Source organism: Paenibacillus sp. FSL P2-0136, from assembly GCF_037975325.1.
Classification (GTDB): Bacteria; Bacillota; Bacilli; order Paenibacillales; family Paenibacillaceae; genus Paenibacillus_AQ; species Paenibacillus_AQ silagei.
Genome location: NZ_CP150244.1, coordinates 7,353,324 through 7,373,411, shown reverse-complemented (window position 1 = coordinate 7,373,411; position 20,088 = coordinate 7,353,324). Strand labels below are relative to the sequence as shown.

The window sequence follows — 20,088 nt, the reverse complement described above, 5'->3', positions numbered from 1 at the left end:
CTCCTTCACCATTGCTCCTGCTGTAACGGCGATTTTATACTGTGAAATTATATTGGAACCGCTACAAAATGTCAATGACGCCCCATATAATGTTTAGCAATAATCAATAAAGCACACAGGAACGGGGCTTAGTCCCAGGAATATGTGAGGCTCATACGGCAAAAAGCTCGCTATCCGCGCTGTTCTGCTCCTCATCCTGCTTAAGCTGACCGACAAAATCATTCAAAATCCGCACCATCTCGTCACGTTTCGTTTCTTCCATAATAACGTCCTTCACGCGTGCCGCCGCCTTAAAGCCCTTCAAATACCAGGCCAGATGCTTGCGCATCTCGCGGACAGCCACAGCTTCACCCTTAAGAGCAATCAGGCGGTCCATATGAAGAATGGCTACCTTAATCTTCTCTTCAGCGCCAGGCTCAGGCATCAGAACACCGGTATCCAAATATTGAATCGTCCGGTACAGCATCCACGGATTGCCCAGTGCGCCACGCCCGATCATTACACCGTCACAGCCGGTCTGGTCCAGCATCGCCCGCGCATCCTCCGGCGTATTCACATCGCCATTGCCGATTACCGGGATCGATACTGCCTCTTTAGCCATACGGATATAATTCCAGTCGGCACGTCCCGTATAGAGCTGCTCGCGGGTCCGCCCATGTACGCTGACCGCCGCTCCGCCGGCCCGTTCCACCGCACGTGCATTCTCTTCAACGAAGATATGCTCGCTGTCCCAGCCGATCCGCATTTTCACGGTGACCGGTTTGTCCACGGCCTCCACTACTGCGGATACCATCTCATAGATTTTGTCCGGATTCAGCAGCCAGCGTGCTCCGGCATCGCATTTGGTCACCTTGGGCACCGGGCAGCCCATGTTAATGTCGATGATATCGGCATTCGTCTCTTTATCGACAATTCTCGCCGCATCCACCAGCGATTCCCGGTCACCGCCAAAAATCTGCAGGCTCAGCGGTTTCTCGCGCTCATCGACAAAGAGCATCTCACGCGTACGCTGGTTGCCATGTACGATCGCCTTGCCGCTGACCATCTCCGCACAGACCAGGCCAGTCCCGAATTCTTTGGCAATCAGACGAAATGCCGGGTTACATACGCCAGCCATAGGCGCCAGCACGACCTGATTCTTCAATTCAATATCACCAATCTTCAGCATGGCCCAATCACTTCCCTACCTCAATTTGTAACGTTCAGCCCGGTCTTAGGGTGCCGGATGGGCCAGTTCCTCTACCGTCACTTCCAGAAAATCCGCAATTTTATTTAAAATTTGATCTTCCAAACGTCTGTTGCCCCGCTCCACTGCGCCAAGCACAGCAAGTGATATTCCGACAGAATCCGCCAGTTCCTGCTGCGTGTAGCCCTTCAGCTTCCGGAACGCTCTGACCCGCATTCCCATACGTTTGTTGTCCACAGGCGAATTCCTGCCTTTCCGTCTATGTCTTGCAGCGCTGTTGTAATTAATCTGCGGAAACCGGAAGACTCTTCGTTCTGCGATAAGATATCGCTGAGCGGCAGAAGGACAAACGCCCGCTCCAGCATCCTCGGATGAGGCAGCGTCAGATCCGGCGTGTCCAGGGTCAGCCCCTCTACCCACAGCAAATCCAAATCCACCGTTCTCGGTCCATACCGCACATCCCGGACCCGGCCTAACTGGGTCTCCGTGTCCAGCATCACATGAAGCAGCTCCTCCGGTGCTAGTGTGGTGCGCAGAACAGCCGCCATGTTAAGAAACTGAGGCTGATCCAGATATCCGACAGGCTCCGTCTCGTAGACCCGGGAGGTGCGCATAACTTCAATCTTGTCGTGATGCTCCAGCCGGTGCAGGGCTTCTCTCAAGGTGCCTTGACGGTCACCCAGGTTAGCCCCTAAAGCAATATAAGCCTCTGATGCCTCAGAGGGCGAAGGTATGTTCATCAGTCTGTCTCACTTTCTCGTCCGGCGCAATTCTACAGTGACTCCCTGGAAATGAATATCAAAAGGAGGATGCGGCTTGGTCACCTGGACCGTTACTGCATTGATAACAGTATAAGTGTCCAGTAACCCGGATGCAATATGTTCCGCCAAAGCTTCTATCAGCTTGAAGGACTGCGTTTCGACAATTTTTTTGACTACAACATGAACTTCAGCATAATTCACAGTCTGCTCCAGATCATCGCTGAGCCCTGCTCCCTGCAAATCAAGCTCCAGCTCAAGGTCGATATAATAACGCTGGCCAAGCTTCCGCTCCTCTTCAAACACGCCATGGTAACCGTAGTACTCCATGCGGTGCAGCTTCATTTTATCCATTAAGGGTACCTGCCTTCTCTTGAAGAATATAGTCTATACGCAGAGCACAGGTGAACCTGCATATAACATGGCGTCACACATCTCTACGGTACGTTTCATTGCCGCAATATCATGAACCCGCACAAGCTGACAGCCCTGGGCAATCCCGAAGGCGACAGTAGCTGCGGTCCCCTCCAGGACATCATCTGCGGGCAGACCTAGGGCGGTACGAATGAATTTTTTACGCGAAGTGGCAAGCAGTACCGGATATCCCAGCTTCGTCAGTGCGCCGAGGCCGGTCATGACCTGAAGATTCTCTTCATAGTCCTTGGCGAAGCCGATTCCCGGGTCCAAAATAATATTGTCCGGCTTCACTCCGGCTGCCAGCGCCAGGTGAATGCTCTCGCTCAGGTCATCCGTCATATCGCCGATCAAATCGTTATAATCTCGGTCATGGCGGTTATGCATCAGAATGATCGGACAGTCTGCCTGCGCAGCAACCGCCGCCATCTGCGGATCGGCCTTGGCTCCCCATACATCATTGATGATATGCGCACCGGCCTGAATCGCCTGACGGGCGACTTCCGCCTTATAGGTATCTATAGAGAGGGGGAGATGCGGGGCGGCCTGATGGATACGCTCAATGACAGGAAGTACACGGGCCAATTCTTCTTCAGCACTCACCGGCTGGTGACCCGGGCGCGTGGATTCTCCGCCAATATCGATAATATCAGCACCCTCGGCCGCCATTTGCAGCGCATGCTCTACGGCTCTATCCCACTCCGTCCACAGGCCCCCATCCGAAAAGGAGTCCGGCGTCACATTGAGTATCCCCATAATCAGCGTGCGCTTGCCCAATTTCAGCTCGCTGCTCCCGCAGCGGTAAGTCCGCTCATAGATGATCGGCTTCATATCAGCATATCCGTCCTTTCTCTGTACAGGCTCATAAGTTCAGCCGTCTGCTCTCCACAGCGCCCGCTGCCTATGGTTACCCGCCGGTCTCCATTCCATAATGTGCTTACCGGTACGATCTCCTGCACAGAATTGGTGAGGAAGATTTCATCCGCAGCCGCAAGCTGTTCCCAGCGGTAAAAGCCCTGTTCAGGCTGAAGGCTGGCCGCTGCCAGCTCAAGCACCATTTCCCGGGTAATTCCCGGAAGAATCCCGGTGGAGATATCGGGGGTATAGAGCCGCTTATTGGAGATAAAAAAAATATTACTCACAATCCCTTCGGCGACCTCGCCCTGTGCGGTCAGCATCAGTCCCTCGGCTCCTCGCTCTGCGGACGGATAACCGGACAATTCACGTTTTGCCAGAATGTTGTTCATATAGTGCAGCGATTTAAGCCTTACCGCACCCTCCGGGGTATTACGCCGGTGGTTCAGCAGCTGAAGTTCTTTGCCTTCCGTGTATAAGCCGGTTGGTGTGACCGGCAGGGCTTTGATATAGAGCAGATGATTAGGCTGCTTATAGGCTGCGGATGGCAGACCCAGAATATCCTCACCGGCTGTAACGGTGTAGCGGATATACGCCTCACTAAGCTCATTCTTGTCCATTACAAGCCGAATCCATTCCCGCAGCTCCTGTACGTCCGGCTCAAAGGGAATGCCCAGCTGGCGGCAGCCCTCTGCCATTCTGCTCAGATGGCGCTCCAGCAGGAAGGACTGTCCCCCATACGTACGGAAGGTCTCGAACAGACCCATGCCGTACAAAAAGCCGTGATCCAGAGCGGAGACCACGGCGTCTTTGGCGTCGACTGCTTTGTTGTTAAGTCCTATATATTTCATGCCGGTTCTCCGGCTCTCCGTTTCAGGAAATTGCGCAGCATGGTATGGCCGTGATTCGTAATAATCGACTCGGGATGGAACTGTACCCCTTCAATCGGGTATTCCTTATGCCGTAGGGCCATAATCTCCCCTTCAGCGGTCTCGGCGGTAATCTCCAGGCAATCTGGCAGACTCTCTCGTTCCACGATCAGTGAGTGATAGCGTGTCGCTGTGAAAGGAGACTCCAGCCCCTCAAATACGGAGGTACCGTTATGATGGATGGGCGAGGTTTTGCCATGCATAAGGCGTTCTGCACGGATGACATTACCGCCAAAAGCCTGTCCGATCGCCTGGTGTCCGAGACATACGCCGAATATGGGGATGATGCCCTTGAAATGCTGCAGCAGCGCAAGGCTGATGCCTGCCTCATTCGGTGTGCAGGGTCCCGGGGAGATCAGAATATGATCCGGGGCTAATGCTTCTATCTCCTCAATGCTGATCTCATCGTTGCGCGCTACCTTAACTTCTTCCCCCAGCTCACCCAGATACTGCACCAGGTTATAGGTAAAGGAATCATAATTATCGATGACCAAGATCATATTGTGCTTCCTCCTTCGGCGCCGAGGGCAGCCCGCTCTTCCTGCTCGCGTTCACTGCAGAGAATGGCTTTTACTACCGCTTTGGCTTTGTTGTGGCATTCCCGGTACTCACGGTAAGGGTCTGAATCGATCACAATTCCCGCACCTGTCTGAATGTAGCCGATTCCGTCCTTCACTGCGAGCGTACGTATGATTATATTTAATTCCATATTGCCGTTATAGTCAATCCAGCCCATAGATCCAGTATATGGCCCCCGGCGGACCGGCTCCAGCTCTTCGATGATCTCCATGGTGCGCACCTTGGGCGCGCCCGTGATGGTGCCGCCGGGGAACAAGGCGGCGATGACATCGTACGCATCCCTGCCGGGTGCGATGATCCCCTCGACCTGCGAGACGAGATGCATGACATGCGAGTATCGCTCTACGGTCAGCAGCTCCGGCACGCTGACCGTTCCGTAGGCGGCGACACGGCCGATGTCGCTGCGCTCCAGATCGACAAGCATAATATGCTCGGCGATCTCCTTCTCGCTCCCGCGCAGCTCCGCCTCCATGGCGGCGTCCTCCGCGGGAGTATGGCCCCGCCGCCGGGTGCCGGCAATGGGGCGGGCGCTGACCTTGTCCCCGTGCAGCTTGACGAGCAGCTCCGGCGATGCGCTGGAGAGCGCGAAGCCGGGCGTGCGGAGCAGCCCCATGTACGGGGACGGGTTGAGTCTACGGAGCCATTCGTAGACTTCCTCGGGTGTAGACTTGAGCTGCGCCTGCTGGCGCAGCGAGAGGTTCACTTGGAATACATCTCCGGCACGGATGTATTCCTGGACCTTCAGCACAGCCTGCTGGAAGGGTGCGGCTGAGAAATCCGAGCTCATACCGGGCCACTCGCCGGTGATCTCGGCCTCGCTCTCCACCCTGCGTGTAAGCCCGGCGTACCTTGCAGCGGCTGCTTCTTCCGGCTCTGCCGGTGCGTAGAGAAGGCTCCACTGCTCCAGCATGCGCTCCGCACGGTGTACAGCAGCCTCATACAGACTCCTTAGCCCATCCAGGTTACCGGATACAGTATCCGGCACAGAGATATGAACTGCACAGTAGAGCTGCTGCTCCTGCTCATCGTAGATCCACACTTCTTCCAGTCTCATGAACAGATAATCCGGAAACTCAGGGTTGTTCCTGGCAAGCGACGGCAGCTTCTCCAGGGAACGGGCCACATCATAGCCAAGAAATCCGATACAGCCGCCGGTGAACGGCGGCAGACCGTCAAGCGGCAGGCGGGGAGACGTATATTCCCTCATCCATGCCTGCAGCACTTGCAGCGGCTGGCCTTCCGTTACGGCAGACTCTATATGCCCCGAAGCCTTGGCTCCGGGAGTATAGCTCTCCGCAACGGCTCCCCGGCCTTCGATGATCGAGACAGGGCTCAGGCCCAGATAGGTGTAGCGCCCGCCCTTGCCGCTCTCCAGGACAACCGAATAGGGGGAAGCCTGTTCCCAGGCCTGCTTCCAGCTGCGGGGCAAGCCTTGGTTGTCCTGCCGTTTCCTCAGGATCAGGGGAAGGACGCTCCAGGCCTCATCTGCCTCTGCCCACTGCTCCCAGTCCTGCCAAGCCGTTAAGATCTCCACAACCATTCTCCCGTCTCATCGATAGTTTATTGCCTGTCAGTATACTGTACATAGGGTTACTTTGAAAAGCCCGCAATTCTTATAAATGCTTATTATCCGAAAAAAGAGCCTGCGGTATCCCTGTGAAAGCGGATAGGGCAGGCTCTTCGTAAGAGCTGAATTCTCAGCAATTATACTTCAAAGTTATAGAGCGGCGTGCTCAGGTAACGTTCGCCGTTGCTTGGGATGATGACAACAATTTTCTTGCCTGCGCCAAGTTCCTTCGCTACCTTCAGTGCAGCAAATACAGCCGCACCGGAGGAAATACCGGACAGCACGCCTTCTTCCTTGGCTACGCGGCGGGCAGTTTCGAACGCTTCATCATTCTCAACATGAATAATCTCATCATAGATATCCTGGTTCAGAATTTCCGGCACGAAGTTAGCGCCGATACCCTGAATCTTGTGCGGGCCCGGTTTGCCTCCAGCCAGAATCGGTGAAGCCGCAGGTTCTACCGCATAGATCTTCACGCCCGGATATTGATTCTTCAGCACTTCACCCGCACCGCTGATCGTTCCGCCTGTGCCGACACCGGCAATGAATGCATCCAGCGGGCCGCCTACGGATTCGATCGCTTCAACGATCTCCGGTCCAGTGGTCTCGCGATGGATCTTCACGTTAGCCTTGTTCTTGAACTGCTCCGCAAGGAAATAATCCGGATTCTCGCTCAGAATCTGCTCAGCCTTCTTGACCGCACCGTTCATTCCTTCTGATCCCGGAGTCAATACGAGCTCAGCGCCGTAAGCGCGCAGCAGGTTGCGGCGTTCAAGGCTCATCGTTTCCGGCATAACAATAATGGCCTTGTAGCCTTTGGCAGCTGCCACAAGCGCCAGGCCGATCCCTGTATTACCGCTGGTCGCTTCTACAATCGTGCCACCCGGCTTCAGCAAGCCCTCTTTCTCAGCCTCTTCTACAATGCTGATGGCAATACGGTCTTTCACACTGGAGCCTGGATTCTGGTATTCCAGCTTCAGGAAGATCTCTGCCGAGCCTTCCGGAACAATCCGGTTCAGGCGGACGAGCGGTGTGCCACCGATCAAATCTGTTACACTGTTGACGACTTTAGCCATGAGTAAAAACCTCCTTGGAATGATAAATGAATTAGGGTGCGGAAACTTATGACAAATGCTATCAGCATATATTACCGTAGCTCCCGGTTCACAATGCCTGGGTAACTAACAGTTGTAATTGTACCGCTTAATATTTCCGACTAAATCAGTAGGTTTTATATTTAATTTCATATTATCAATCTTGCAGGCTGTTGTCAATATATATTGCTGTATCATATTTGGCCCGTAATTCACGCTCTACCTGCTGCAAGGGCGCTGCCTGCTCCAGTCTCAGCTGCTGGCCGATCATCCGCCGCAGTTCCTCCTGATCCGGCTTCACAGGATCAATCAGCTTCTCCAGACGGATCACAGCATACCCCCCGTCAACCTGCAGCGGTCCTGCGATATCGCCATTCTCCAGCCCGGCTGCTGTCTCCAGCAGCTCCTCAGGCCAGAACGGGTCCTTCTCCTCGACCGTTCCGATACTGCCGCCATGCTGGCGGCTCTCCTCGTCGATCGAGACCTCACGGGCCAGCACTGCAAAATCCTCACCCCGCTCCAGGCGGTCCATCACTGTACTGGCCTCGTTATAGGTGGAGGTCTGGATGATAGAGAGCTGCATTTGCTTGCGGGGCATGAATCTCTCGCTATTTTGCTTCAGATAATCATCAATTTCCGCATCACTGACCGCAATGCCGGCCGTTGCTATGGCCTGGAGCGTCAGCCGGTATGCCGTCTCCTCACGCAGCTCCTGACGGGATAGTCCAAGCTCAGACTGCATCTGCTGATAATATTGCTCCTCCGAGCTGTAACCGGACATTCCCCGCTTCAGTTCCCGTTCAATCTCATCATCCGTGACCATAATTCCCAGCGCTGCGGCTTCCTTGCCCACCACGATATGATTCAGCATGCCCAGCAGCACTTCTTCCCCGTGCTTCTTCTGAAGCTCCTCTATCCATTCCTGTTCCGTGACCGGCTGTCCTCCGGCAGCAGCGACATCCGAGGCTTCTCCTTCAGCCGTCTCTGCCTTCAGCAGTGCCATGGCACGCAGGCTCCAGAATAATAGCCCTCCCAGCACCAGCGTTGCCACAGCAAGTAATATAACGGCATTGCGCAGCGCGCGCTCCTGTCTTGTCACCATTTCATAGCCCTATGACTTCGCTTGATCGAGGATTACCTGCAGTTCATCCTTGTTAAATACATAGCTCTCATTGCAATAATGGCAGACAACTTCTGCCGTATCATCTTCTTCGATCAGCCGTTCCAGCTCGTGCTCACCCAGACTAACCAGAGTCTGCTCAATCCGTTCCCGTGAGCACTGACATACAAATCGGACCTCCAGCTCATCCATGATCACAGCATCCGGCAGCAGCAGCCTCAGCATTTCCTCAGGCTCAAGCCCCTGATCCAGCACGGACGTAACCGAAGGCATGGCTCCAACCGCTTGCTCAACCTCGGTAATCTCCTCATCGGTCAGCCCGGGCAGCAGCTGAATAATAAAGCCTCCGGCAACTCTGACTGAATTATCGGTCTCCACCAGCACTCCAAGTCCTACAGCAGCAGGCGTTTGCTCCGAGAGGGCAAAATAATAGGTGAAATCCTCACCCAGCTCTCCTGAAACGATAGGCACACTGCCGCGGTACGGCTCCTTCATCCCCAGATCCTTGCTGATATCAATGAAGCCTTCCGTGCCTACCGCCCCTGCAACATCCAGCTTGCCCATGCTGTTGCTTGGCAGATGAACATGCGGATTGCGCACATAGCCGCGAACTTCTCCCAGGGCATTGGATTCAGCCGTAATCTGCCCGAGCGGACCGTTTCCTTTGACCATAATCGCGAGCTTCTCCTGCCCCTTGAGCATGGCTCCCATTATAGCTGCGGCAGTAACCGTACGTCCAAGCGCTGCCGTAGCCGTCGGATACGTATCATGTCTGCGCCGCAATTCATCGACAAGCTCTGTGGTACGGACAGCGAACGCTCTGACTCTTCCGTTCATCGCCGTCCCCCGGACCAGCCGGTCCTTCTTATTATCCATTGGGTGCCTACTCCTCCTATCTCTCTCTTCTGTATAGGTTCATCTTTATGATTATTTGTTACGGTTGTAAATAATGCGCAATCCTTCAAGCGTCAGCATCGGATTCACCTCATCGATACATTCTGTCTCACTGGCAATCAGTGAGGCCAGCCCTCCGGTAGCAATAACCTTGAGAACGGGAGCATTCATCTCCTGCTTGATGCGTCTGACGATACCCTCAACCTGACCGGCATAGCCAAAAATGATCCCTGCCTGCATCGCATGTACGGTATTGCGCCCGATTACCTTCTTGGGCTTCTCCAGCTCAATCCGGGGCAGCTTGGATGCCCGCAGATAGAGGGCCTCCGTGGAAATGCCCAGACCCGGCACGATAGCACCGCCCAGATAGTTGGCCCCGGCATCAATGCAGTCGAAGGTGGTTGCCGTGCCGAAATCAACGACGACAAGCGGACATTTATACTGCTCAATCGCCGCAACCGCGTTCACAATCCGGTCCGCCCCCACTTCGCGCGGGTTCTCATAACGCAGATTAAGCCCGGTTTTGATACCAGGCCCCACAAGGAGCGGGTCCTTGCCGATGAATTTGACACACATCTCTACGATGACCTGCACGAGCGGCGGAACAACCGAGGAGATGATGACCCCCTCGACATCCCTGAACGAGAGATTCGACATGCTGAACAGATTATGAATCATCACACCATATTCATCGACAGTGGACCCGCGGGCAGTGCTCAGCCGGAAATGGTGCAGCAGCTCACTGCCCCGGTAGACGCCCAGCACAATGTTCGTATTGCCGATATCGACGACAAGTATCATCAGAGGGCTCCCTCCTTCTTGCCATTCAGATCCAGGCTGATATCGAGACTCGCGAAGGAATACGTCAGCCGTCCTACCGAAATCACATCCACACCCGATTCAGCAATGCCCCGGACCGTCTCCAGAGATACATTGCCCGATGCCTCAATGGTGACATGCTTCGCCTTGGTCCGGATTCTTCTCACGGCTTCAGCCATCTGCTCAGGGGACATGTTATCGAGCATAATAATATCCGCTCCGGCCGCCAGCGCTTCCTCTACCTGCTCCAGACTCTCCGTCTCTACTTCAATGGTCATGGTGTGCGGGATATTGGCACGGGCACGCCCTACTGCCTGATGGATGCCGCCGGCCCCCTTGATATGGTTGTCCTTAATCATTACCGCATCATACAGACCGTAACGGTGGTTGGCTCCGCCGCCTATGCGGACTGCATATTTCTCCAGCATCCGGTGACCCGGTGTGGTCTTGCGGGTATCCACCAGGCGGGTTGGCAGCCCTTGAAGCTTCTCTACAAAAGAAGCTGTGCGCGAGGCCACACCGGATAAACGCTGCATCAAGTTGAGGGCAAGCCGTTCACCAGTCAGGATGGCATGAGTGCTGCCTTCTACCTCAGCAATCACAGTGCCCTTGGAGACAGCTTGTCCTTCCTGGACCAGCGCCGTGAATACAAGCCCAGGATCAACAACTTCGAATACCAGCTCGGCCACGGGGATTCCACAAATAATCCCGTCTTCCTTGGCGTGGATGATTCCCTTGGACTCATGCCCGGCAGGAATGGTTGTACGGGTAGTAATATCCCCCGAGCCGACATCCTCCTGCAGCCAGCCCTTAATAGCTTTAAGCAGATCTTCATTGTATCCGTTAAACATCATCACTTAATTCCTCCACTATTCCAAGTTCGCGAATCTGGAGCAGATGCTTCTGCCACTGTGCGTCACTGCGCAGCGGATAATCCTCACGATAATGCGCACCGCGGCTCTCCTCCCGTGCCAGGGCCGATTCAGTGATCAGCAGACAGCATGTAAGCATATTGGCGAACTCGTATTCTTCCCGTGTTGTCAGCTTGGTCTTAAAAATCGGCAGCTGGCGCTTTATCTCATCCAAGCCTTTGTTCAGCATTTCCCGGTTCCGCCGCAGTCCGGCGTACCGCACCATAGCCTTTTGCAGCTTCAACCGCCGTTCTACAATTGCCTGTGCAGGAGCTTCTACCCTTGCCTGATGATAGGTTACCGATAGGTTATCCCGGTCAAGCGGCGGAAGCTGGCGGATTCGTTCAATGATCCGGCGGCCGAACACAACAGCTTCCGACAAGGAGTTGCTGGCCAGCCGGTTGGCACCCTGCACACCAGTAGATGATACCTCACCGCAGGCAAACAGGCGGGCAACCGTGCTCTCTCCGCTCAGGTCGGTCTTCACGCCCCCCATCATATAATGCGCAGCAGGAGCCACCGGAATCCAGTCACTTGTAATATCCAGCCCGTAGCTCATGCAGGTTGCATAAATGGTCGGGAAGCGGTGTTTAACCATATCCGCCGGTTCATGCGTAATATCCAGATAGACAAAGGTGGATTTGGTCAATTCCATCTCGCTTACAATGGCACGGGCAACAATATCCCGCGGGGCCAGCTCCTGCAGCTCATGATAACGTTCCATGAACCGCTCACCGTTAATGTTCCGCAGCACAGCGCCTTCTCCCCGCACAGCCTCCGAGATCAGGAAGCGCGGAGCGCCAGGATAGCTGAGTGCTGTCGGATGAAACTGAATGAACTCCATATCCCGGATATGGGCACCGGCACGATAAGCAATGGCTACCCCGTCTCCGGTGGCCACCTCAGGATTGGTCGTGTAACGGTATAGTTGTCCTGCTCCGCCGGAGCATAGGATTGTTGCATCTGCCTGCAGGAATAACCGCCCGCCATCAGGCCGCTGTACAAGCGCTCCCAGACACTCTCCGTCCTCCGTAATCAGGTCAACGACATAATGGTCATCCCAGGTCTCAATATTCTCATGCCGGGCAGCCTGTTCAGCGAGTGCGCGGACAATCTCATATCCTGTAGCATCCCCATTTGCATGTAAAATACGGCGGTGGCTATGTGCCCCCTCCTGGGTTAAGGCCAGTACACCATTCTCCTTATCGAAAATCGTGCCAAGCCGGATCAGTTCGCGGACGCCTTCGGGCCCTTCATTGACCAGCACATCCACAGCCGCAGAGGAGTTCAGTCCCGCGCCGGCCATCAGGGTATCCTGACGGTGATACGCCGGCGAATCATCCTCCGAAATGACGGCCGCAATTCCGCCCTGGGCATACCGTGTGTTGCTCTCCATTACGGTCTTCTTCGTAATCATAATAACCTTCCGGTCTTCGCTGGCCTTGATCGCTGTGAATAACCCGGCAATACCGGAACCAATGACCAGGCAGTCTGTCTTAACTACAGGAAGTCCCTGAAGATCAAAATCAACCAAATATTGTGGAATCATGACCGCTTTTCACCTGTTTCAACGAAAGAGTAGCGCATGCTACCGGACTTGTAGCATGCGCTCTAAGGATGTTCTGGCTTTGTCGGCGACTGCAGGCGGTACATAGATCTGCGGCTTCATCGTCTCCAGGCATTTGACCAGCTTTTTCAAATTATTTACCTTCATATTAGGACATACCAGGAATTTGGTGGCAAAATGAAACTCCTTATCCGGGCTGTCAAGCCGCAGCTGATACCCGGTTCCATCCTCAGTACCCACAATAAACTGCCGGCGGTCCGATTTCCGGCAATATTCCAGAATTGAGGTAGTGCTGCCCACATAGTCCCCCATTGCCACGACTTCCGGGCGGCATTCGGGGTGTACAACAAATTCAGCTTCCGGGTATTTGGCTCTCATCTCCATGACATCCTTGACGGTAAGCATGTCATGAGTATTGCAATAGCCCTCCCAGATAATCAGCTTCTTGCCGGTCTGATCCTGCACATATTGACCCAGATTCTTATCAGGCACCCAGATGATTTCTTCAGCATCGAGTGATTCGATCACCTTCACCGCATTCGCTGAGGTGCAGCAAATATCTGTCTCCGCCTTGATCTCTGCAGAGGAATTGATATAGGTTACTACCTTCGCACCCGGATGCTGGGCCTTCAGCTTGCGCAGCCCATCCACATTGACCATGTCAGCCATCGGGCAACCTGCACGTTCGTCAGGAATCAGGACCGTCTTGTTCGGTGCCAGAATCTTGGCACTTTCCCCCATGAAATGAACGCCGCAGAATACGATTACATCTGCCTCTGTCTCCGCTGCCTTCTGGGCCAGCAAAAACGAGTCTCCCCTGAAATCGGCGACTTCCTGAATTTCATCACGCTGATAATAATGAGCCAGAATAATAGCATTCCGTTCCTTCTTAAGCTGTTCGAGGCGCACACGAAGTTCACGATTCTGTTCCTGCTTGCGCTCAAGCGCCAGAGCTTCCACGGTCAGTCTCCCCCTTATGTCATCATGGCTTGCCGCCAGTACATTTCTTATAAATGATAAATTTAATATTTATTCACTAATGTACACAACGTTCCACCCCCTGTCAATCCAAGCGGGTGCTCTGTTTCAGAGAGAAACCGGAGGACAAGTTGCCGTGTGAAACATATACATTCTTATATTTTAAAAGAAAAGCCCGGAGAACCAGTGGTTCTCCGGGCTAGATTACATAATTTGCTGCGATACAGCTTAGACCAGGCTTCCGCCGCCCTTATTCCCGTCATCCGGTCCGTTGCCCTCTTCAGGGTCTGGCTTGTTCGGAATATCCTTGGACAGGTCTAATGGGGATTCCTCGCCAGTTTTGCCTTGAATCCGGACGCGCACATCACCGATGGAATCAATGATCGGCTCGCCCGCTTCATTGGTAATGGCGTCGCCTTCTTCTGGCTTGCCATCCTCGCTCAGGTAGCCTTGCTCAATCAATTCTGTGATCTGATCAAGCTCCAGCGTTTCCTTCTCAAGCAGGGTGTTGGCAATCAGGTGCATTTCTTTGGAATGCTTGGTCAGCAGCTCTCTGCAGCGCTCATAGCTGCTGCGGATAAGGTTCTGCATTTCCTGATCAATCTCATAAGCAATGGAGTCGCTGTAATTCTGTTCATGTCCGATATCCCGGCCCAGGAAGACTTGGCCTTGGGTTGCACCGAACTGCAAGGGCCCAAGCTTATCGCTCATTCCGTATTCCATAATCATCGCACGCACAATGCGCGTAGCCTGCTGGAAGTCACTGTAAGCGCCTGTGCCGATTTCGCCAATGAACATTTCTTCAGCAACGCGTCCACCAAGCAATCCGGTAACCTTATCCAGAAGCTCTTGCTTGGTTACGATCATCCGGTCTTCCTTAGGAAGCATAATAACATATCCGCCGGCACGGCCGCGCGGGATAATGGTAACCTTGTGAACCACATCAGCATGCTCAAGGAAGTAGCCGGCAATGGTATGGCCTGCTTCGTGATATGCGACAATCCGTTTCTCGCGGTCACTGATGACGCGGCTGCGCTTCTCGGTACCGACGATGACACGGTCAATCGCTTCATCCACTTCACGCATCGTAATGTCCTTGCGGTTACGGCGTGCAGCAAGCAATGCCGCTTCGTTCAGCAGGTTCTCCAGATCGGCACCGGTGAAGCCGGTAGTACGCTTGGCGATAACGTCAAGTCTTACATCCTTGGTCAGCGGTTTGTTGCGGGAGTGAACCTTCAGTACAGCTTCACGGCCCTTCACATCTGGGCGGTCAACCGTAATTTGACGGTCGAAACGGCCCGGACGGAGCAGCGCCGGGTCAAGAATATCTGCGCGGTTGGTAGCCGCGACAATAATAATGCCTTCGTTGCCGCCAAAGCCGTCCATTTCAACGAGCAATTGGTTAAGGGTCTGTTCCCGTTCGTCATGTCCGCCGCCAAGTCCTGCGCCGCGCTGACGTCCCACAGCATCGATCTCATCGATAAAGATAATACAAGGAGCGTTCTTCTTCGCGTTCTCGAACAAGTCACGTACGCGGGATGCGCCGACACCGACGAACATTTCCACGAAGTCGGAACCGGAGATGCTGAAGAACGGAACGCCTGCTTCCCCTGCAACTGCACGGGCCAGCAAGGTTTTACCTGTTCCCGGAGGACCTACAAGGAGTACCCCTTTCGGAATCCGGGCACCCACCGCTGCGAATTTGCGGGGGTCCTTAAGGAATTCAACAACCTCAACCAGCTCTTGCTTCTCTTCGTCAGCCCCTGCAACATCCTCGAAGCTGATCTTCTTCTTCTCTTCATTATATAACCGTGCCTTGCTCTTGCCGAAGTTCATCACCTTGCCGCCGCCGCCCTGTGCATTATTGAACAGGAAGAAGAACAGGATGAACATGATGACCAGTGGGATCATGGAAGAAAGGAATGTCAGCCAGATGCTGTCACCTTCCATTTTCTTCTGACTCAATTCTATGCCGTTCTTATCGCTTGCAGCCACAAGTTCATCAAGGGCCCGGTCTGTAGGAGGAACATAAGTGGAGAAATTCTTCGATTTAGCTTCGGGTGGCAGCTCTTTATATTCGCCAGTAACCAGAAACGCATTCCCCTCAAACTGAACCGTCATGCTCTTCACATTATTGTTCGAGATCTCCTGCCGCAACTCGTCATATCTAGGGAGATCGGCGGATTCATTTCCATTGCTCACAAACTGGACTATGCCCACCACGACTAAAAATAAAATCAAATAAAAACCAGAATTCCGGATGAACCGATTCATCCCCTACCTCCTCTCGCAACGCTCAAGTTATTGTACCATAGCCTGACCGGACTCCTCAAATTGTCAGGAAATCCAGAAAAGTGATCCGTAGATCTAAGGCTGTCGGGTAGTTCATTTGGTATAAATCTCAGGCTTCAGTACACCGACGTAAGGGAGGTTCCGGTACAGCTCGGCATAGTCCAGTCCATAGCCTACGAGGAATGCATCAGGAATCACAAAGCCGGTATACTGGGCTTCAAGATTCACAGCACGGCCCGAGGGCTTGTCGAACAGAGTGACTACATTGACAGAAGCGGCATTGCGCCCCTGCAGCATGTCAATCAGATAGCTGAGTGTAAGGCCACTGTCGATAATATCCTCGACAATCAGAACATCACGGCCTTCAACCGATGTGTCCAAATCCTTGATGATTTTGACTACGCCGGATGATTTGGTTGTACCGCCATAGCTGGATACCGCCATGAAGTCCATTTCAACGGGTACTGTAATCACTTTAACCAGATCCGCCATAAAAATAAACGCACCTTTGAGTACACAAATCACTAAAGGTGTGCGGTCTGCATATTCCTTGCTCAGCTGGGCGCCAAGCTCCCTGATTCTTTGTTGAATTTCTTCTTCGCTGATCAAGATTTCCTGAATATCATTCTGCAACTTGCGAACCTCCTAAGATATACTTATGAAAGACTTACTTCGGCCATTACGATTCTTCGCCCTGTTCCATGTCTTCCAGGGTCAGGAGCAGAACTGAGGCCGTGTGCCGCCCAACTGCGGCATGCACCGAGCGCCTTACGCCCGGAATCCAGACGATATTGCCGAGTGCATCACATACGAGGGGAATTGCAGGCCGTTCGGAAGAAGGTATTTTATCATCAATGTAAATATCTTTTACCTTTTTGCTTCCGTTTAATCCCATAACCCTTATGGTATCTCCAGGCAACCGGGAACGAATGGTGAGCGGCAGGACAAGATCGTCCCCGTCAAACCAAGCCGAGTTCTTCCCGTAATCCTCCTCCTGTGCAGAAAAAACTTCCCCCTCAAGCCCCCTCATCGTCATAACCTTTCCTATCTCCATCAGCTTAATCCGGGGATGAGTCAAAGACAGCCGGTATGTATAGCTTACCTGCCGGGTCAAGGGCTTGGACGAGAACACAATGGTATCATATTGCCGCACGCAGACATAACCGCCACCCATATCCAGCGTCCAGACGGTAGGGTATTCCTGCAGCGTTCCCCGGCGTACTGCTTCAATCTTGGAAAAATCCATGAAAGATGAATCCGCCGACAGATAATTTAATATTAGTTTAATCAAACGCCGTTGTAAAGCGGAGGGTATGGCCGCAAAGGCAGCTCTTTTCAAGGTGTATTTTCCATGCTCGGTGAAAACCAGCTCATCAAAGCATTTTGCCGCATTCGCCTCCATATATTCATCTTCCGCCGAGGCAATTTCAGCCAGCTGCAGAAGCGATTGTCTCACTCTCGGATTATGCTGCTCCAGCATAGGGAGCAGCTCCAGCCTGACTGCATTCCGCTTGTACTGCGTCAGGAGGTTGGTCGCATCCTCCGCATAAGCCAGGCCCTCCTCCCGGCAAAAGCCGACAAGAGCCGTTTTGTTAATACGCAGGAAGGGGCGGATGAGTTCCACCTTTTTTTCGGTCCGTTTCCAGCGCATGCCGGCAAGGCCCGAAGGCCCGCTCCCCCGCAGCAGCCGCATAAGCACCGTCTCGGCCTGATCGTCTGCATGATGGGCCAGCGCCACCGAGCGCGCCTGATAACGGTGTGCGGTAGCAATCAGGAACTGGTAACGCTTCTCCCGTGCAGCCCCTTCCGGGCCAAGCCCGCTCTCCTTAATGATGGACGGAATATTGAATTCGCCCAGCTCGAAGGGAATGCCCAGCTCGGCCGCGAGGTCCCGGACCAGCTCTGCTTCCTCAACCGACTCGGCTCTGAACCCGTGATTGACATGGGCGCAGATCAGCGTCAGCGGCATCCGGGTCAGGGAGATCTCATGCAGAATACGCAAAAGAGCCACAGAGTCCGGCCCTCCGGAAACTGCGACTACAATGGTGTCATGAGGCGCCCACAGCTCATATTCAGCCGCAGCCTCCATTACGGATTCCACCAGTTCCTTCCTGTGCTCCATAGGGGCTTCCTTTCCTGCCATCCCTTACACGGCCTGCTCCGGCGGTCAGCATCTTGTGGATTATGTACGATTTCAGATTTTAGAAACGGAAAACCCAGTATAGCGTGAATGCCAGCAGAAATAAAGACAGCGCGAACGCATTTTTGAGCCAGCGCGGGGTCGCCATCGTCTCGTGTCCGGTCTTCCGTCCTCTGTAGATGTGGCTTCTCCAGATCTCTGCTGCCTGCGCGGAACCGGGAAAACCGCCTTTGAGCGCGAGGCATAGCCAGGAGGACAGCTTCTTATCCGGCAGCTCCCGGGCCAGCTTCATCAGCTCCTCTACGCTCCTTGTCTGCGGCAGCTGCTGGGCGGCAGACTTCAGCCCTTGTTCATTAAGCAGACGCAGGCACAGGACGGCAAAAGCAAACAGGTCATAGCTCTGGTCGCCTGTCCGGCTGCCGGCATTCCAGAATCCGCGGTCATGCCATTCGGTGAACTGCTTCACGCTCCGTCCGATTGGGCTTGCCCCTCCGTAATCAATCAGCTCGGCTTCCCCGTAGCTGGACACCATGACATTCTCCGGCTTCAGGTCCCCGAACACGAAACCGCACTCATGCAGCGTCTGCAGCTTCTCCAGAATCGTCATTCCGACAAGCCCCAGCCAAGAGGCACCGTTCCTGGACAGGAAATGGTGCAGCGGCCTGCCTTCCACATAACGCATCACATAAAAGGGGGTATGGTCCCGGTCCTTGAAATCATCCGATTCCAGCAGATAGGAGGATAGCGGCGATTCCTTGCGGGCCCGGTGCTCGCTGCGCTTACGGCAGGACTGCAGGGAGGTCAGCACGTTAATCTCAGACTGCAGCTCCAGCGTATCGTATCCGATCTTGAGCGCATACCGCTCCCGTCTGCCTTCCCGCTGCACCAGATATACGGTTCCGTTTGCCCCCTTCCCCAGCACACGCTCCACGACATAACGGTTTCCCCGCCATTTGCCGGTAATCACTGTGCCTGCCGGATAGGATGGATTAGACGACATACCCATCAATCATCCCTTCTCTTGCCCCGTCATCTTCCCCTGGAAGATAATTACGATGTTCTTCCAGTTTATCATAATGGTAATGTTCCAGCACCTTGAAAATAGCCGGTCCGGTCGGCGTAGCCCCCCGCATCTTCAGTCTGGAAAAAAGAGAGCGGACCTCGGACACATTCCGGGTCCAGTCGATATCCAGCATGGCATCCTCACTGCCGGAGCGTCCGGGAAAATGGAACACGGCAATCTCGCTGCGCCCTTCCCGGGCCTCCAAACTGAGCGCCAGATCACGGATAGCATCCTCCACCGCGCCAAGCTTCGGCTTCATGCTCGCGCTTGCGTCAATTAAAAGCGCAATGCGCAGTGGCGAGGTCTCGGTCAGCTCATCGACCACGGTAACCACCTGCGAACGCTGCTGCGGAGGCAGCTCCGCCAGCGAGCCGTCGCCGAGAATTTTTTGCACCTCTTTATTAACTGCCTGCTGAATGGTCTGAACCACCGTCTTGCGTGTCATCATCTGAATGGTCTGGGCCAGCTGCGGGGTTCCCACGATCCGGCTGATCCCGCCTCCTGCTTTGGCAATATCGGCAATCTCCCGGCTGCCCAGCTCACCGATGGTTCCATAATCCACGACCCCTACAACATTGACCGTGATGCCCTCCTGACGGGCGTGTGCTGCCGCCAGCACCGGACTCTCCCCCACATTCGAACAACCGTCCGTAATCAGCAGAATTTGCTTCATGACCGTTCCTCCCTTCCTTGTCTAGTTACTAGCATTGCCAAGGTTGAGAGATTTCAAACGCCGCCTAACGCTGAAAGATTAGATCTGAATGAGCTCGTAAAAAAGAGTCTCTGCGAGAATTTTGGGCCTTCGATCGCTGTTGTCTTCCGATTTCTTGATTTATTGTACCGCAGCTCGCGGTTGAAATCGGAAGACAAAGGCGAACGCTTCGCTTCTACGGCTCCAAAATTCTCTCCGTTCCGTTTATTT

The 20,088-nt window shown here is 54.0% G+C and carries 20 protein-coding genes; all 20 read right to left on the bottom strand.

The features are described 5' to 3' along the window. Positions 1–151 precede the first annotated feature (151 nt). The 20 genes from dusB to NYE26_RS31555 all read right to left on the bottom strand — a co-directional run bounded on the left by dusB (position 152) and on the right by NYE26_RS31555 (position 19,839). The gene (dusB, locus tag NYE26_RS31650; protein ID WP_036723910.1) at positions 152–1,168 is read right to left on the bottom strand and encodes a tRNA dihydrouridine synthase DusB; all 1,017 of its coding nucleotides are present in this window, start codon (positions 1,166–1,168) and stop codon (positions 152–154) included. A gap of 45 nt (positions 1,169–1,213) precedes the next feature. Beyond that, the gene (locus NYE26_RS31645; RefSeq protein ID WP_036696484.1) at positions 1,214–1,423 is read right to left on the bottom strand and encodes a helix-turn-helix transcriptional regulator; all 210 of its coding nucleotides are present in this window, start codon (positions 1,421–1,423) and stop codon (positions 1,214–1,216) included. Beyond that, positions 1,375–1,926: a 2-amino-4-hydroxy-6-hydroxymethyldihydropteridine diphosphokinase gene (gene folK / locus NYE26_RS31640; RefSeq protein ID WP_339252710.1), complete on the bottom strand. Its 552-nt coding sequence runs from the start codon at positions 1,924–1,926 to the stop codon at positions 1,375–1,377. Before folK ends, NYE26_RS31645 begins: the two co-directional genes overlap by 49 nt. Positions 1,927–1,935: 9 nt before the next feature. Then, positions 1,936–2,298 carry a dihydroneopterin aldolase gene (gene folB / locus NYE26_RS31635; RefSeq protein ID WP_036696480.1) on the bottom strand — a complete coding sequence of 121 codons (363 nt, stop codon included), beginning with the start codon at positions 2,296–2,298 and terminating at the stop codon, positions 1,936–1,938. 33 nt (positions 2,299–2,331) lie between these two features. Then, positions 2,332–3,189 carry a dihydropteroate synthase gene (gene folP / locus NYE26_RS31630; protein ID WP_339252708.1) on the bottom strand — a complete coding sequence of 286 codons (858 nt, stop codon included), beginning with the start codon at positions 3,187–3,189 and terminating at the stop codon, positions 2,332–2,334. Further along, positions 3,186–4,064 carry an aminotransferase class IV gene (locus tag NYE26_RS31625; RefSeq protein WP_339252706.1) on the bottom strand — a complete coding sequence of 293 codons (879 nt, stop codon included), beginning with the start codon at positions 4,062–4,064 and terminating at the stop codon, positions 3,186–3,188. Before NYE26_RS31625 ends, folP begins: the two co-directional genes overlap by 4 nt. Continuing rightward, positions 4,061–4,642: an aminodeoxychorismate/anthranilate synthase component II gene (pabA, locus tag NYE26_RS31620; RefSeq protein WP_076082822.1), complete on the bottom strand. Its 582-nt coding sequence runs from the start codon at positions 4,640–4,642 to the stop codon at positions 4,061–4,063. The genes NYE26_RS31625 and pabA overlap by 4 nt, the downstream gene beginning before the upstream one ends. After that, positions 4,639–6,261, bottom strand: a complete 1,623-nt coding sequence (locus tag NYE26_RS31615) for an anthranilate synthase component I family protein (RefSeq protein WP_339252704.1) — start codon at positions 6,259–6,261, stop codon at positions 4,639–4,641. Before NYE26_RS31615 ends, pabA begins: the two co-directional genes overlap by 4 nt. Before the next feature lie 164 nt (positions 6,262–6,425). Further along, complete coding sequence (gene cysK, locus NYE26_RS31610) at positions 6,426–7,364, bottom strand: cysteine synthase A (protein WP_339252702.1); 939 nt, start codon at positions 7,362–7,364, stop codon at positions 6,426–6,428. 175 nt (positions 7,365–7,539) lie between these two features. After that, complete coding sequence (locus NYE26_RS31605; protein WP_339252700.1) at positions 7,540–8,484, bottom strand: peptidylprolyl isomerase; 945 nt, start codon at positions 8,482–8,484, stop codon at positions 7,540–7,542. Positions 8,485–8,493: 9 nt separating this feature from the next. Next, positions 8,494–9,378: an Hsp33 family molecular chaperone HslO gene (hslO, locus tag NYE26_RS31600; RefSeq protein WP_036723923.1), complete on the bottom strand. Its 885-nt coding sequence runs from the start codon at positions 9,376–9,378 to the stop codon at positions 8,494–8,496. A gap of 51 nt (positions 9,379–9,429) precedes the next feature. Further along, positions 9,430–10,197 carry a type III pantothenate kinase gene (locus NYE26_RS31595; RefSeq protein WP_036723925.1) on the bottom strand — a complete coding sequence of 256 codons (768 nt, stop codon included), beginning with the start codon at positions 10,195–10,197 and terminating at the stop codon, positions 9,430–9,432. Further along, positions 10,197–11,069 carry a carboxylating nicotinate-nucleotide diphosphorylase gene (gene nadC, locus NYE26_RS31590; protein ID WP_339252698.1) on the bottom strand — a complete coding sequence of 291 codons (873 nt, stop codon included), beginning with the start codon at positions 11,067–11,069 and terminating at the stop codon, positions 10,197–10,199. The genes NYE26_RS31595 and nadC overlap by 1 nt, the downstream gene beginning before the upstream one ends. After that, positions 11,059–12,675, bottom strand: coding sequence for an L-aspartate oxidase (nadB, locus tag NYE26_RS31585; RefSeq protein WP_339252697.1), 1,617 nt, complete (start codon positions 12,673–12,675; stop codon positions 11,059–11,061). Before nadB ends, nadC begins: the two co-directional genes overlap by 11 nt. A 39-nt stretch (positions 12,676–12,714) precedes the next feature. Beyond that, positions 12,715–13,653: a quinolinate synthase NadA gene (gene nadA / locus NYE26_RS31580; RefSeq protein WP_036696456.1), complete on the bottom strand. Its 939-nt coding sequence runs from the start codon at positions 13,651–13,653 to the stop codon at positions 12,715–12,717. Positions 13,654–13,899: 246 nt separating this feature from the next. Beyond that, entirely contained in the window at positions 13,900–15,945 is a 2,046-nt protein-coding gene (gene ftsH / locus NYE26_RS31575; protein WP_339252695.1) for an ATP-dependent zinc metalloprotease FtsH, read from the bottom strand. A 111-nt stretch (positions 15,946–16,056) separates the two neighbouring features. Next, positions 16,057–16,596, bottom strand: coding sequence for a hypoxanthine phosphoribosyltransferase (hpt, locus tag NYE26_RS31570; RefSeq protein WP_036696450.1), 540 nt, complete (start codon positions 16,594–16,596; stop codon positions 16,057–16,059). Positions 16,597–16,642: 46 nt separating this feature from the next. Continuing rightward, positions 16,643–18,085, bottom strand: coding sequence for a tRNA lysidine(34) synthetase TilS (gene tilS / locus NYE26_RS31565; protein ID WP_209879215.1), 1,443 nt, complete (start codon positions 18,083–18,085; stop codon positions 16,643–16,645). Positions 18,086–18,164: 79 nt separating this feature from the next. Then, positions 18,165–19,109, bottom strand: coding sequence for a serine/threonine protein kinase (locus NYE26_RS31560; RefSeq protein WP_209879246.1), 945 nt, complete (start codon positions 19,107–19,109; stop codon positions 18,165–18,167). Continuing rightward, positions 19,093–19,839 (bottom strand): hypothetical protein, encoded by a 747-nt coding sequence (locus tag NYE26_RS31555; RefSeq protein WP_339252693.1) that lies wholly within the window; start codon positions 19,837–19,839, stop codon positions 19,093–19,095. The genes NYE26_RS31560 and NYE26_RS31555 overlap by 17 nt, the downstream gene beginning before the upstream one ends. Positions 19,840–20,088 lie beyond the last annotated feature (249 nt).